The organism is Spiroplasma floricola 23-6 (assembly GCF_002813555.1).
GTDB lineage: Bacteria > Bacillota_I > Bacilli_A > Mycoplasmatales > Mycoplasmataceae > Spiroplasma_A > Spiroplasma_A floricola.
This window is the reverse complement of sequence record NZ_CP025057.1, coordinates 93,968-109,364: the sequence shown is the minus strand read 5'-3', so window position 1 is coordinate 109,364 and position 15,397 is coordinate 93,968. Positions and strand designations below refer to the sequence as shown.

The following is a 15,397-nucleotide window of genomic DNA, read 5'->3' as shown; positions in this document are numbered from 1 at the left end:
ATTAGACTTAATAATTGAAACTAAGTATAAAAAATATCTAAAAATTTATTTCATACTTAATTTTTAAAATTTTTAAATTCTCTTCATTTTTTTGAATACTTTTTTTCTTTTTATTCTTTCTTTGAAAATTATAAATAAAAAACTACTTAAAAGTTATTTAGTAGTTTTTTATTATTTTTTTTAAATTTTTGATCTTCTAGATCATAATAGATAAACAAGATACATCATTGCAAAACTTACTAATAAATACATTAAATAAGCTAATGGTGCACTAAATCCAAATTTTTTCTTTAATTTTACATCTTTGAAAATTGGTTCTAAAGGTTTGTTTTGATCTTGAGAACTACGATTTCTTATATCTACTTTATTTAAATCTTGATAATTTGAATATCCAGTTGTTATTCCTGAATAAGCAAGTATTGAATTTGAAAAAATTAAATCTTTATTCATTGCTTTACCAAATAATTGTCCATACATTATAGAAAAATGTTGAAATATATTTAAATTATTTTTTAAAATAGATTTATTAACTCATTCTTGATAAGTTGAATAAACTTCATCTTGTTTAAATGAAGATCCACTTGAAGAACCATACATTGTATTTCTATAAAGTTCAGTTCTTGACATCATTGTATTTAATCAAGTTTCAGTAATAATATCATTTATTATCATTAATTCTGGATATCTCTTGTAAACTCTATTAGCTTCTGTATTTATTTCATCATCAAAATTTTCTTGATTATTATTTGAGATAAATTTACTTGCAAAAATATATGGCTCATAAGTTCCGCTGCCAGAAGAATAACTTCCATAAGGTCTAGTAGCAGTTAATGTAAATGAATAATTAGAATAAATTTTCTCCACTCATTTAAGAAGAGATGCATATTTCTTTGTATCTTCTTGTTTTGATAATCATTTAGATAAAGGAGCTAAATCATGAAATCCCTGTGAAGTTTCTCTTTTATTTATAAAACCACCCATGTAAGCTGGTTTTGATACTGGAGGTTTATTATTGTCAGATTTCATCCCTTTTAAAACTTCCTCATAAATTGGATTTAATATCTTTTCAAAAATATCTGTTCCACTTAATACATTTTTAGGTGTAACTGATGCATCTTCACTATTATAAGAATATTTTAAATTTGGCTTTCCCCCATATAAAGATCTTTCCAATATTTGAACATCTCTTTTATCTTTTATATTATCATTAGATATTAAATTGTAATAATAAAGATCTGTCACATTAATATTTTGTGTCTTTAATGACTTATTTGAATTGATTGCAGCTGAGAACTTTGATGTTTGATTATTCATTTCATTATCATTAAAAATAAAATTTATATTTTCATCATCTTTAAATGTGTTATAAAAAGAATTTGCAATTTCTAATCTTAAATTTAAATTCATTACCATTGTATTATTTCGTATTTGATCATTACTAAATAGCATAGGTATTGATGATATCATTCCTGAAAAAACTAAAACTAATGTAATAAATATATTTAACATAACACTTCAAGCAATAGAACAAATAATAGTTATAAAAAATATTATTGGTGTTCAAAAAAATACTAAGAATAAATAGAAAATACATGTTCCAAATATTATTCCAGAAATTAAATCGAATTTAAACAAAACTGAAGATGAGGTTAAAATAGTAATTAGTGTATTTATAGCCCATACTCCTCCAACAAATGTAATAAATACTAATCATCTTAATAAAAAAGAGGTTTTAAATTTCATTCCAGATCTGGTTTCAATATTTTGAATACCATCTAACATTTGTTTTTTAATTAATTCTGTTGACATAATTATCATAAATAATATAAAGAAAAATATTTGAATAATAAATCCAATAGATAACATTATCAATCCAATTTCCATAGCAGTTTCTGGACTTTTCATAGTATTAGCAACAGTTAGTGAGAAAATTAATGTAATTATCATTGATATAATTGAAGTGGCTAATATACCCTTATTTCTAATTAGTCTCTTTAAATTAATTAGATACAAAGTTTTAAAACCATTAAATTTTTTTTCTTTTTTAGGTTTTTGAGTTTTAACAAGTTTTAATGTTGCTTGTTCCATATTAACTAACCACCCCTTCATTTAAACTGTAAATTTCTTTTAAAAGTTTTTCTCCATTATTTTTTTCTGCCATTACATCTTTATAAATTTGTGCTATTGATTCTTTTTTATTATCAAAATCTTTTTCTAAAACAACTTCTCCATCACGAATTAACACTACATAATTTGCAACTTCTTGAAGTTCTTCAAGAATATGACTTGTAATCAAAATTGTAACTCCAATATTTGATAGTTCATGAAGAATATTCATAAATGATAATTTTGCTTCTACGTCAACGTTAGCTGTTGGTTCATCAAAAACTATATACTCAGGAGTTCTTACCAAAACGCTTGCCATTATAGCTCTTTTTTTTCAACCCGCACTTAGACTTTTAATTTTTTTATTAATATACGGTTCTAAAGAAAGCATTTTAAATATTTTATCAGCTGTTTCTTTAGCTTCTTTTTTTGGAATATTATTAACAGCACAAATGTATGATACATAATCTTTAAGTTTCATATTTAAAGGAACACTATTTGAATCAGGGAAAAAAGCGATTCTTTGAAGATTCTCTTCTTCAAAAATATTTTTCCCATCCATTAGTATTTCACCTTGTTCCAATTTAAGTTCTCCAAAAAGAGCTTTAATAGTTGTAGTTTTTCCAGCACCATTATCTCCAACAAATGCTACTACTGAACCTTTTTTAATTTTAAAACTTACTTGATTTATAACAAAACCACCTAAATCTCTAGTTATATTTTTAATTTCAATCATATTCTTAAAGCTCCTTTCTATAATTTAGCTTTCTTGTTAAAGAAAATATATCCAACATACGCTAATGGAGTTATTAATATAAAATACATTGCATATGCTAAAGGTATCATAAATACAACTCTTTTTTTAATTTGTACTTTTTCATATACTGGTGCCATTGGTGATTTAGCACTTTTATTTTCAGAACTATAATTTTCAAAGTCAAATATATTTGATATATTTAAAAACTGACCTTGATAGAATATTGAACTTTGAGTATTATATGAATCATTTAACAGTACTGGTGAAAATAATCCAGTTGACATTGCAGCAAAGTGTCTAAATAAATCTGTTTTTAAAGTATTTGATTTAATAGTAGATTCATGATAACTGTACAAACCATCCTCTATAGAATCTCCTATACTAAATTCCATTGAATCCCTTCATAAATTAATTATTAATTGATTAATAATTGTTAATTCAGGAAATTTTTTATAAACCTCAGCCATTTCGTCATTACTTTTTATATTTTTTGAAGTTGTATCACAAACATTTTTAGGTTCTCTACTATTATTCAAAGTTAAATAACAAAAATCATCATCTCCATAATTATTTGAACTTTGATTTCGAGATTCATAAAATTTCTTTCAAGAATAAAACTGTATTTTATTTTTATTTTGTTTATTGTATTCATATGCTAAAGGAGTATCCATTATTCCATGATATATTGCAGTGCTTGAATTAAAACTACCAGAGTTATTTTTACTTTCTGCAATAATAGCAGTTTTATATTTATTATAATAATCGTTTATAAAATCAAACACTATTGAGTACTGAGGAAGTAATGAAGACATTTCTTTTGAAAAACTATCAATATTCATATCTACTGTATCAATAGTTTTTCCTGTTCAATCTAAGTTTTTAACAAAAATTGAAGGAATTAAATCTTGGTTAGTATTCTTTATATTATTTTGATTATCCAATACAGTTTTATTTATATCTTTTAATAAATTTCATATTGGAGTAGTTTCTAGTAAATAATTATTTGTAAGTTTTTTTGAGTCTCCACTACTTTCACTTTTAAATACATCATAATTATAATAAACTTGACCAAAAGCCATATTTTTCATAATTATACTAATTGCTTTTTCATAGTCATATAAACCACCACTAATAAATTCATTTTTTTTAATATATTTTTTTAAGTTTCAGCTTGGAAGCATCTCTTCAGGAATTATTTTTTGATTATATTTTCCTTCATTTTCATTTCCTGTTTTTTCATATACTTTTAGAGGATCTAAAACTTCTTTTAAGTATGAATTAATACCTTTTAAAGATTTAGAATTATCACTGCCATCATTATCATTGAATCACTCTTGATTTGATTTTGTAGTTTTATAAAAATCTTGTGCACCAATCATTTTAATATTTGTTTTATAATTTTCTGTAACGCTATATCCTAACATATATTTAAATGAAGCAAACATTGGAGCCATTGTAAGTACTACCATAAATAACATCCCAAATGCTGTTGCTAATGATGTTTTAAAAAGTACCATAATAGTAACTAATACTATTGTTGAAAAGTAAGCTAAAAAGTAGAAAAAGAAAACTTGTGAATAATGCAGATTAAAGAAAAATGCAGTATTACTCAAACTAGAAAAGTTTAAAATTAAAGCTATTACTAATGTTGATGTTATGTAAATAGTTGCAACTGTAAAGATAATAAGGACTCTAATTAAATAAGACTTTCAAGTTTTATAACCAGCTCTTAATTCAATTGAAGATATACCATCTTTTACTTGTTTTTTAAATAAATATAGAGAGTTTAAAAGTATATGAAATATTAAAGCCATTCCTCCAAGTAAAAATGTTAAATATTTATAAACACCATAACTGCTTAAAGAAGATGCTTCAATAACTTTTGTATATTCGATTATAAAAAAAATGATTGTTATTAAGGAAAAAATAATTCCACTAATAATTGAACCTACATTTTTAAGACTCAATTTTAAATTAATTAAGTAAAGTAAACTAAAGTTTTTAAACTCTTTTGATTTATTTTCCTTTTTTATTTTATTTTCTTTTATTAATTTTTCCATTATTTTTTATCCTTTTTACTATATAAATCCCTTAAAATATGCAAATCTTTAATCGGTTCATTCATATGTCTCTTATAAACATCCATAATATGCTCTTTACTTTTATCAAAATTATTTGAATAAACTATTTGTCCTTTTTTAATTAAAACTAAATAATTTGCTAATTCTTGAAGTTCTTCAATAATATGACTAGTAATTAAAATTGTTATACCAACTTTTGATAATAATTTAAAAATATCCATAAAATATAATTTTGATTCAACATCAACATTTGCTGTTGGTTCGTCAAAAATAATATATTCTGGTGATCTAACCAAAACGCTTGCCATAATTGCTTTCTTTTTTCAACCAGAAGATAATTCCTTAATTCTTTTATCTTTATAAGGTCTAAGTTCTAATAATCTATAAACATTATCAATGCTTAATTCTGTTCTTTCTTTATTCATGTTATTTGCTGCACAAATATAGTGTAAATATTCATGTACTTTAATATCTAAAGGGACATTATTTGAGTCAGGAAAAAAAGCTACCTTAGATAAATTATTATTTTTAAATAAGTCTTCTCCATCTATTAATATTTCTCCACTATCTAATTTAAGTTCTCCAAAAAGAGCTTTAATAGTTGTAGTTTTTCCAGCTCCATTATCTCCAACGAATGCTACTACGGAACCTTTTTCAATGTTAAAACTTACATTTTCTAATCCAAAGTTTCCCAACTTCCTCGATATATTTTTTATTTCAATCATAATTAACTCCTTTAAAAACTATTATACCCTACTCATAATTTTTTAAAAAAAAATAAAAACATTTTACTGTTTTTATTTTATTTTTATATAACATTTATTTTATTTTTATATAACACAAGCATCACATTCGTAATTTTCACTATTTTCAAGTACTTCTTGACGAACTCTTACATAGTAAATTGAAGAACATCCTTTTTTAAATGCTCTAATGTATGCTTTATTTAAATCTCTTGTTGTTACTTGATCTGTCATAAATAAGGTTAGTGATATTGCTTGATCAACGTGTTGTTGAGCTGCAGCTGCAATATCAATAATTGGATTTGGTCCAACTTCGTATGCTCCTAATGAGTAGTAACCCATATTATCAAAATCAATTTTATATGCAGGAACATAAACTCTTCCAAGTAATCCTTCTTTTCTTACTTCAACTGGTGCAACTACAGGTTGTAAACTTGGTGTACATGAAGATAAATAACTAATTGATCCTGTTGGAGCTACAGCCATTAAGTGAGAATTAGCCAATCCTGATTTTTTAATTTCATTTGATAATTCAATTCATTCTTCTTGAGTTGGAATTGCAACTTTGTATTTCTCAAATAATTTTTTTACTGTATCTGATTCTGGAGTTCATTTATCTTTTTCACACTTTGTATATTTATCAAAATATGATCCATCAGCAAATTTAGAAATTTTAAATCCTGAGAATGAACCAAACTCTTTTGCTAATTTATTTGAAGCTTTAAATGCATGAAAAGCCATTGTATAAAAGAAAATATTTGTAAAATCAATTGCTTCTGGAGAATTATAGTAAATATGATTTGTTGCTAAAAATCCATGTAAATTCATAGCACCTAAACCAACTGCATGATTATTTTTATTCCCATTTTCAATTGAAGGAGCACTTGATATATCACTATTTCTAGAAACGTGATCTAGAGCAACAATTGAGTTATATATTACTTCTGAAAATTCTTCTCCACTTTCCATAGTTTTTGCAATATTCATACTTCCTAAATTACAACAAATATCTTCACCAACTTTTGAGAAAGATAAATCTGAGTTAAATTCACTTGGTGTAGAGACTTGAACAATCTCACTACATAAGTTACTCATAACAATTCTTCCAGCTATTGGATGTGCGTTTCTATTATTTACAGTATCGTCAAATAATAAATAAGGATATCCACTTTCAAAATGTAATTCAGCAATTGCTTGGAATAATTTTCTTGCATTAATATAGGTTTTTTTTATTTGTGTATTTTTTAACATACTTTCATATTCTTTTGTTATAGAAATATCTGAGAATGGTTTTTTATAAACTTTTTCAACATCATAAGGACTGAACAAAGCCATTTCCTTATTTTCTTTTGCTAATTCAAAAGTAATATCTGGAACAACTACTCCCAATGATAATGATTTAATTCTAATTTTTTCATCAGCATTTTCACGTTTTGTATCTAAGAAAGATAAAATATCAGGATGATGAACATTCAAGTAAACTGCTCCAGCACCTTGTCTTTGTCCTAATTGATTTGCATATGAAAATGAGTCTTCCAAAATTTTCATTACTGGAATAACACCTGTTGCTTGATTTTCAATATTTTTAATTGGTGCTCCAAACTCTCTTAAGTTAGTTAAACATAAAGCAACTCCTCCACCTCTTTTTGATAATTGTAATGAAGTTGTAACTGCTCTTGCAATTGATTCCATATTATCTTCTACTCTTAATAAGTAACAAGAAACATATTCTCCTCTTTGCTTTTTACCAGCATTTAAAAATGTTGGTGTTGCAGGTTGAAATCGTCCCAAAATTATTTGTTTTAAAATATTTTTAGCTTTTTGAAAATTACCTCCAGCTAAAAATAAAGAATTTGAAATTACTCTATCTTCATAGCTTTCCAAATATTTTTTTCCATCAAATGATTTTAATCCGTAAGCATTAAAGAATTTTAATGCTCCCATAAAACTTGGAAATTTAAAATTAAATGAGTATGCATATTCTGTTAACTCTTCTATTTCTTTCAAAGAATATTTTTTAATAACTTCTTCATCATAATATTCATTTTTTATTAAATAATCAATTCTTTCCTTCACTGATGAAAATTTCATCATATTAGGTTCAATATGTTCTTTCATATATAGATCAGCTGCTTGAATATCTAATTTAAAATTATCTTGTCCTGGAACAAATAATTTTGCTCTAGCATTTAATTTTATATACTCTTCAGATTCATTTGTTCCAGAAAGGCTTTTAATATTATCTTTAGTCATTTTCTTTTCCCTCTCATAAATCATTTAAGATTTTTCTAACTGTATTAACATCATGTTTTGTTCCTAAAAGTTCAAATTGATACAAAAAAGGCACTTTTAATTTTCTAGAAATTATAGGTCCTGCTATGGCAAATGTGTCACCAAAATTTGTATTTCCTGATGCTATTACACCTCTGCATAAATTTCTATTAACTTCTTTATTTAAAAATTTTACAACTTGAGCTGGTACAGCTCCTTTTGTATCTCCTCCACCACCAGCATATGTTGGAGTTATTAAAACATATTCCTTTTCTACAATTAATTCTTCATCTAAATCGTAAGGAATTCTTGAATCATTTACATCTAACTTTTCCATAAATCTATGTGTGTTATTTGATATTGAAGAAAAATATACAACAAATATTTCTCCCTTTGGTTTTTTAATATATTTCTTGGATATTCTAATTACATCTTCGTGCATTTTTTAAAATTCTCAATCTTCATCTGAAGTTTCTTCTGTAACACCCATAACATAAGATGAACCGTTTCCAGAAAAGAAATCATGATTCTCATCAGCTCTAGCTGATAATTGAGTAAATATTTCAGGTTCAATTCTTGTCTCTTCTTCTGAGAATGGAGACTCATAACCTAAATTTTGTAAAAACTTTCCAGCATTATATAAACTAAATCTTACTGCATCTTCTGCAATTCCAAATCCATCATATAATTCATATAAAAATTTATTTTCTAAATCAATTAATTCATATAATAAATCGAAAACAAATTTTTTCATTTCAGCTTGTTCTTTAGGAGGTAATTTTTCAACTTTTCTTTGATATTTATATCCACTGTAATAGTTATGAATAACTTTATCTCTTAAAATTAATCTTATTATATCTGAAGTATTTGGTAATTTACCACGTGCTGATAAATAAAATGGTAGATAAAATCCTCCGTACAATAAAAATCCTGGCATAAGTGCTGCTGCTACTTTAGATTTTAAAGGATCATTTCCCACATAGTAAGGAATTAGAGCCTTAGCTCTTTCTTGTAAACTATTACAATTAATAACTCATTCATGTGCTTCTTCAATTTGTTCACTTGAACATAAAGTAGAAAATATTGTTCCATATGATCTTGCATGAACAGCTACCATAAATGCAAAATTAGTATAAATAACTTGTTCATGATCTGTTAATGAATTTGGCACTTGTGCCACATCTCCAACAGTTGCTTGTATTGTATCTAGCAATGTTAATCCTGTAAAAGTTCTTGTAACTAATTGTTGTCATTCTGGAGTTAAAGTCTTTCAAGACACTAAATCATTTGAAACTGGAACTTTTTCAGGTAATCAGAAGTTTTGAGTTGCTCTATTTCAAACTTCTAAATCTTTATCATCATTCATAACATTTCAATTTACTGATCTCATTCTTCCACTAAATTTATTCATTGCAAACTCAATTGGAGAAAGAGAATCGTAGTAATATTGATTTTTTTTCTTTGCCATAATCTTGTGTTACCTTTCTTAAAATTTCTATATTTTTATAGAATTGTGTGCCTCAAAGACACCTTAAATTAATACCTAAAATAAAGTTGCTAAAAATGATTTATTTTAAAAATTAATCATTTCACAAAATACGTCATAAAATACATTTTTAGTGAAACAAAAACACGATATTTGTATCGTGGCTAAAATATTATCAAATAAATATTCTCTTTTATAGCCAGTAAAAGATTTAATAAAAAGACCAAATTATCTGACTCAAATTGTTATAAACTATAAGTTTAATTTATGTTCTTATTAGAGATGCTGGTACAGTTTTGGACTTTCACCAAATTTGCAAGGTCTTTTTTTGTGAAATTGTGTTTTTAATTTCAATATTGTTATATCTAAAAAAAAGGAAAAAAGGTACCCCATTTTTTAAAAAAAATTAATATAAAAAAATTATATTAAAATTAGTCTTTTATAAGTTACTATTTTTTTAAACAAAAAACCCTTTTGAAGGGTTTTGTTATTACTAGATAATTGAGTTATCTTTCATTGCTTTTTCAATTGCTTCAATAGCTTCTTTTTCGTCTTCGCCATTTGCTTCAATTGTAATTTCAGCACCAGTTTTAACAGCAAGTGCCATAACGTTCATAATTGATTTTAAGTTACCTTCTTTGTCTCCACATTTAATTTTAATTTCTGAAGCAAATTTTGAAGCTTCTTTAGTTAAAACTGATGCAGGCCTTGCATGTAATCCTACTGGATCAATTACTTTAGCTGTGAATGAAGTCATGTATTATCCTCCTTAACAATATTATTTTATATAAAAAAGTTCTTTATACAAGAAAAAGATTTTTTTTCTTGTATAAATTAGTCTACTTTTTCTCATGAGCTCGAGTTTATAGGTATCATTTTAACTCCTTGTTTAGGGTCATCAAAAGCAACAGAAATATGCTTTTCTATAACTTTAATCACATTTCCTTTTCCAAAGATCATATGTTTAATTTTATCTCCCTTAATAACACCAGCTTCTAATTTTATTGGTTTAACATCTAAATTTTTAGCACTACCTCTGTAACTGCTCGATATGTCATTATTTGAATGGAAATAAATACTCTTTTCAATTTCGTATAATTCTGGATTTAACTCTTGAATAAATCTAGAAGGTCCCAACTCCCCACTTGAAATGTAAGAATATTCTCCAGAAACATAAGAAATAAAAAGTTTTTCTTGAGCTCTTGTTATTGCAACATAAAATGCTCTTCTTTCTTCTTCTAAACTTTCTATTGAATAAAAACTCATTTTTGATGGAAAAACATCTTTATTTAATCCAACAATAAAAACAACTTTATTTTCTAATCCTTTTGCTGAATGAATTGTTAATAAAGTTACTTTATTAATTTCCTTCAAGTTATCTTCATCACTTGATAATGCCTCTTCTTGTAAAAAATTTACAGTTCTATTAATTTCATTTTCTGATTGATTATAGTCAAAATCATATTTTTCCATTTGATCATAATAGACTTCTAAATTTTGCAAAGATTCGACATCTTCTTTATCTTTTAAATCCAATCTATCTCTGTAACCTGACTCTTTAACAAGTAATTCTGTTAATTCTAATAAACTTTTATTTTCTTTGAAAAGCTCTCTAGCTTTTATTAAACAATTTATTAACTCATTTAAATTTTTTGAAATTGAATAAACTTCCTCTTTATACTTTGTTAAGAAATCAAATAAACTAACATTTAAATCAAAAGCTGCTTGTTTTAATTTTGAAGCTGTCACTACTCCAACTTTTGGTGTAAAACTAAAAACTCTATCTATTGCTAAATCGTCTTTAAAAGCTACAGTTCTTAATAATGCAGTAATATCTTTAATAACTTTTCTATCTCTAAATTTAAATCCACCAATTAACTGAAAAGGTATTTTTTGATTTTGAAACTCTTTTTCAAATTCCTGAGATCAAGCGTTAGTTCGATATAAAACATATATATCTGAGTATTTATATTCCTTTGTTTCAATTAATTCTTTAATTTTTTTTGAAACAAATTTAGCTTCAAAATTTCTTGAAGCAACTTCTTTTACATGAACTATCTCTCCCTCTTTTTTTTGTGTAAAGATATCTTTTTTTTCTCTATTTTTATTATTATCAATAAAATGATTTGCAATATCCAAAATTGGTTTTGTAGATCTATAATTTTCAGTTAACATAATTGTTCTTGCATTTTGAAACTCATTTTTAAAATTTAAAATTATATTAACTTTTGCTCCTCTTCATGAGTAAATTGTTTGGTCAGGATCTCCAACAACAGTTAGATTATTTTTTGATTTTGTTAATCATTTAATCAAATCAAATTGAGTATAATTTGTGTCTTGAAACTCATCAACCATAACATAGTCAAAACGTGATTTTCATTTTTCTCTAATATCTATGTTTTCGTTAAACAATTTATGTACTTTTAAAATTAAGTCATCAAAATCTAAATAATTTTTATTACTTAAATGTTGTTCATAATCTCTATAAGCTTTTGCTCATTTTTTTTCAACTATATTATATGTTTCTTCATAAGCCTCTTCTCAAGATAATTGCTTTGTTTTTCAATTACTAATTTTTGATAGAATCTTTTTTTCTGGTTTATTTTTATCATCACTAATATCTAATTTTTTTACTATATCTCTAATTATTTTATTTTGATCAGAATTATCAATTATTGTAAAATCCTTTGATAAACCAATATATTCACAATCCTCTCTCAAAACTCTAACACAAAAAGAATGAAAAGTTGTAATGATAGGATTTCTATCTAAACTAGGTAGTATTTTTTTTACTCTATCTTTCATTTCCTGAGCTGCTTTATTAGTAAACGTTACAGCCAGTATTTTAGAAGGATTCATTCCTTCTTTTTCTATTAAATATGCAACTTTAGTTGTAATAACTCTTGTTTTACCACTTCCTGCTCCAGCTATAATTCTTAAAGGAACATCTGTTGTAATTACAGAATCTAACTGCTCATCATTTAATTCTTTTAATAAATTTTCTATCATACAAAATACTCCTTATAATTTATCTACATTACTAATTATTTCATTATTTTTTAAATCTTTATAAAGAGCTTCAAAAAATTCTGATTCTACTAATTTATTATGTCCTGGTTTTGAACTTAACATTAAACACATTGTAATTTTATTTTTTGGATCTACAAGACCTGTTGAACCTAAAAGACCATCTCAACCAAATTCATTAATTGCTGTTAAGGGATAGCTTTCATTTTTTATTCTTACTCTGACACCAAAACCATAGCTATAGTCTTTATTTAAAGTTCATATAAAATTTTTTCTAAGTTCGTTCAATTGATCTTTTGTCATTTCTTTAAGAATTTTAGAACTTAGCAATTCATTTTTTTTTGAATCTTTTCCATCTAAAAGAAAATCTAAAAATTTTAAATAATCTGGTGCTGTTGTGAATAAACCTGCTCCACCCATTGGCATATTTGGAACTTTATCAAGTTCTTGAATAAAAAAATTAAAGTTTTCAATCTTTTTTAAATTAGGTTTATCATCATTTAAACTTCATTCGTAAACTTTGGCCTCACGACTTTTATCTACTAAAAAGAAATCACTACTATTCATTTTCAAAGGTTCAAAAATTTTTTCTTTAACAAAGTCTCGGAAAGATTTTTTAGTTACTTTTTCTATAACAGCTGCAATGACATCTAAAGATAAACCATATCTTCAATTAGTTCCTGGTTCAAACTCCAAAGGTATTTTACTTAGTTCTTTCATAAAAGATTCGTAATTCATAAATTTATTATTCTGTTTTTTAGCAAATTGAGAAAGTAAAACTGTAGTTTCTTTTTGAGTTTTATTTTTGTTTCCAAAATAGGTAAAACCAGATGTCATTGTAAGTAAATGACTCATTAGAATTTCATTTTTGCATTCTACTACTTCGTTTAAATTTTTTTTATCTAGAACTTTCATATTTTTAAATTCAGGATAAAATTTTGATAAAGGATCTTTTAAAGAAATTTTATTCTCATCTACTAAAGTTAAAAATGCTGCAACAGTTATAGTTTTTGTCATCGAATAAGCTCTAAAAATTAATTCTTCATTCATTAAAGTATTTTTTTCTAAGTCATTTATTCCAAAAGAATAAGAAAATATATTTTCTTTATTTTGATTAATTTTTAAAACAGCTCCTGTAAAATATTTTTTTTCCACAAACTCTTGAATTTTATTTATGACATTATCAAACTTATTCATTTTCTTCTCCTATTATTTTATCAATTTCAGATATATCTATTTTTCCTGGTTTCTCATTTTCTAAATGAACATGTTTTTTATTAACTTCTTTTTTTTCAAATACTAATATTTTCTCTAAATAGTATACTCTTGTATTTAATTTTAAATCTATAGAAGATATATTTTCTTTTTGTAAATATATTGTTAAAGGTATATATATAAATCACATAGCCAAAAATGTATAACCAATACTATTTATAATTTTTAATACAAAATTCAAATCTGTATCTTTAGAATTAGTAAAAATTATAATTCCCATAATTATTTGAACTACAATTTGGAATAATAAAGGAATATACAGAAAATAAAACTCTCTAAAAAAAATATCTTTTAATTTAATTTTTGATTCATCTTCTTTTTTTAATCTTAAATTGAAAATTAATTTTCCAAGTGTATTTCCTTTTAAAAAATAAGGAATTAAAATAAAATATAAAAACAATATAGTTTGACTTATTGGAATATTTATCAGAAATGTTTTTCAATCATGAATTGGATTTAAAAATGATAAAACTATTGTTGGTATCGAGCAAATAATAATATCAAAAAGTCTAGATAAAAAAATTCTTCCCAAATGTGGCTTTACCAATTTATGAGAAGATTTTTCTAAAGGTTTTTTGTCATTTTGTTTCTCCATAAAATTTACCTTTTATTTTGCAAGCTTTAATAATTTTTTAATATAATTAGGGAAATCTTCAACTATTTCAATAAATTTAGTATCTTTTGATTTTTTAAAAGCTTTATTATTTTTTAAAAAATCTTCTCTTTTATCTTCAAATTTTCTATTTGCAAAATTTCCAGCTTTTTTAATTAATAATTTATTATTATATTTTCTAATATTTCACAATCATGTATGAATTAGTGTTTTATAATAAGCATAATTTAAATAATCTTTTAAATCTTTAAATTTTCCAATTCTTCTATAATAATTTAAAATATGTGTTCATTGATTTACTAAATCAAATGCTGAATATTGAATTGGACCTAAAAACATTATTTCTAATGGTTCTGAATCCAAAAATAAATATGATTCTGTTTGACCTAAAACTTTGTATACAAATAACATATCAAATCTTACAAATCTTCTAAATTTAAAACCAAATTTTTTTAATAAATTTGTTCTAAATAATTTATTTGAAATAGTTGCAGCACTTTGAGCAAGTGGGTCATAATTTTCATTTAAATTATAAATTTTACCTTTTTCTAAATAAGTATCTATGCATTTATTTGATAATCCACTTAGTTGAACATTATACTCAATTAAATCAATTTCTTTATTTTTAAATTTATTTAAGTTTTCTCTAATAGTTTTTACAAAATTAGAATTAATAGTATCACCTTGAGAAATAAACTTAATATATTCTCCTTCAGCTAAATCAATTGCTGTATTTCAACAAACTGCTGCTCCTTGAATTGAACTATTTATAACAATTTTTACATTATCAATATCTCAAAAATAATTTCTCAATATAGATAATTCATCATTATCTTCTAGCATTTTATCTGAAATTAAAATTATTTCATAATCCTTATCAGTTTGATCAAGAACACTTTGTAATGTGGCATTAATATTTTCTTCAATTTCTTGCCATGTAATAACAAATGAAACTAACATATCTATTCGCCCCCTGTATCATATTAATTTTACACTAAATTATAAATACAAAATAATGTTTTCAAGTAATTTGAAAAT

At 24.5% G+C, this 15,397-nt stretch carries 12 protein-coding genes; all 12 read right to left on the bottom strand.

Annotation, left to right across the window (positions count from 1 at the left end; genetic code table 4):
• Positions 1–180 precede the first annotated feature (180 nt).
• Positions 181–2,088 carry a hypothetical protein gene (locus tag SFLOR_RS00520; RefSeq protein WP_100916158.1) on the bottom strand — a complete coding sequence of 636 codons (1,908 nt, stop codon included), beginning with the start codon at positions 2,086–2,088 and terminating at the stop codon, positions 181–183.
• Between the two features lies 1 nt (position 2,089).
• On the bottom strand, positions 2,090–2,842 hold the full coding sequence (locus tag SFLOR_RS00515; protein ID WP_100916157.1) for an ABC transporter ATP-binding protein: 753 nt from the start codon (positions 2,840–2,842) through the stop codon (positions 2,090–2,092).
• Positions 2,843–2,859: 17 nt separating this feature from the next.
• A complete protein-coding gene (locus SFLOR_RS00510) occupies positions 2,860–4,923 on the bottom strand; it encodes a hypothetical protein (protein ID WP_100916156.1) in 2,064 nt (687 codons plus the stop codon).
• Positions 4,923–5,669 (bottom strand): ABC transporter ATP-binding protein, encoded by a 747-nt coding sequence (locus tag SFLOR_RS00505; RefSeq protein WP_100916155.1) that lies wholly within the window; start codon positions 5,667–5,669, stop codon positions 4,923–4,925. Before SFLOR_RS00505 ends, SFLOR_RS00510 begins: the two co-directional genes overlap by 1 nt.
• 105 nt (positions 5,670–5,774) lie before the next feature.
• Positions 5,775–7,940 (bottom strand): class 1b ribonucleoside-diphosphate reductase subunit alpha, encoded by a 2,166-nt coding sequence (gene nrdE, locus SFLOR_RS00500; protein ID WP_100916154.1) that lies wholly within the window; start codon positions 7,938–7,940, stop codon positions 5,775–5,777.
• Positions 7,933–8,400: a class Ib ribonucleoside-diphosphate reductase assembly flavoprotein NrdI gene (gene nrdI, locus SFLOR_RS00495; protein ID WP_100916153.1), complete on the bottom strand. Its 468-nt coding sequence runs from the start codon at positions 8,398–8,400 to the stop codon at positions 7,933–7,935. The genes nrdE and nrdI overlap by 8 nt, the downstream gene beginning before the upstream one ends.
• Before the next feature lie 3 nt (positions 8,401–8,403).
• Entirely contained in the window at positions 8,404–9,426 is a 1,023-nt protein-coding gene (nrdF, locus tag SFLOR_RS00490) for a class 1b ribonucleoside-diphosphate reductase subunit beta (protein WP_100916152.1), read from the bottom strand.
• Between the two features lie 511 nt (positions 9,427–9,937).
• The gene (locus SFLOR_RS00485) at positions 9,938–10,201 is read right to left on the bottom strand and encodes an HPr family phosphocarrier protein (RefSeq protein WP_100916151.1); all 264 of its coding nucleotides are present in this window, start codon (positions 10,199–10,201) and stop codon (positions 9,938–9,940) included.
• Between the two features lie 77 nt (positions 10,202–10,278).
• On the bottom strand, positions 10,279–12,453 hold the full coding sequence (locus tag SFLOR_RS00480; RefSeq protein ID WP_100916150.1) for an ATP-dependent helicase: 2,175 nt from the start codon (positions 12,451–12,453) through the stop codon (positions 10,279–10,281).
• Between the two features lie 12 nt (positions 12,454–12,465).
• The gene (locus SFLOR_RS00475; RefSeq protein ID WP_100916149.1) at positions 12,466–13,668 is read right to left on the bottom strand and encodes a serine hydrolase domain-containing protein; all 1,203 of its coding nucleotides are present in this window, start codon (positions 13,666–13,668) and stop codon (positions 12,466–12,468) included.
• Positions 13,661–14,341, bottom strand: a complete 681-nt coding sequence (locus SFLOR_RS00470) for an RDD family protein (protein ID WP_100916148.1) — start codon at positions 14,339–14,341, stop codon at positions 13,661–13,663. The genes SFLOR_RS00475 and SFLOR_RS00470 overlap by 8 nt, the downstream gene beginning before the upstream one ends.
• A gap of 12 nt (positions 14,342–14,353) precedes the next feature.
• Positions 14,354–15,319, bottom strand: a complete 966-nt coding sequence (locus tag SFLOR_RS00465) for a glycosyltransferase family 2 protein (RefSeq protein ID WP_100916147.1) — start codon at positions 15,317–15,319, stop codon at positions 14,354–14,356.
• Positions 15,320–15,397 lie beyond the last annotated feature (78 nt).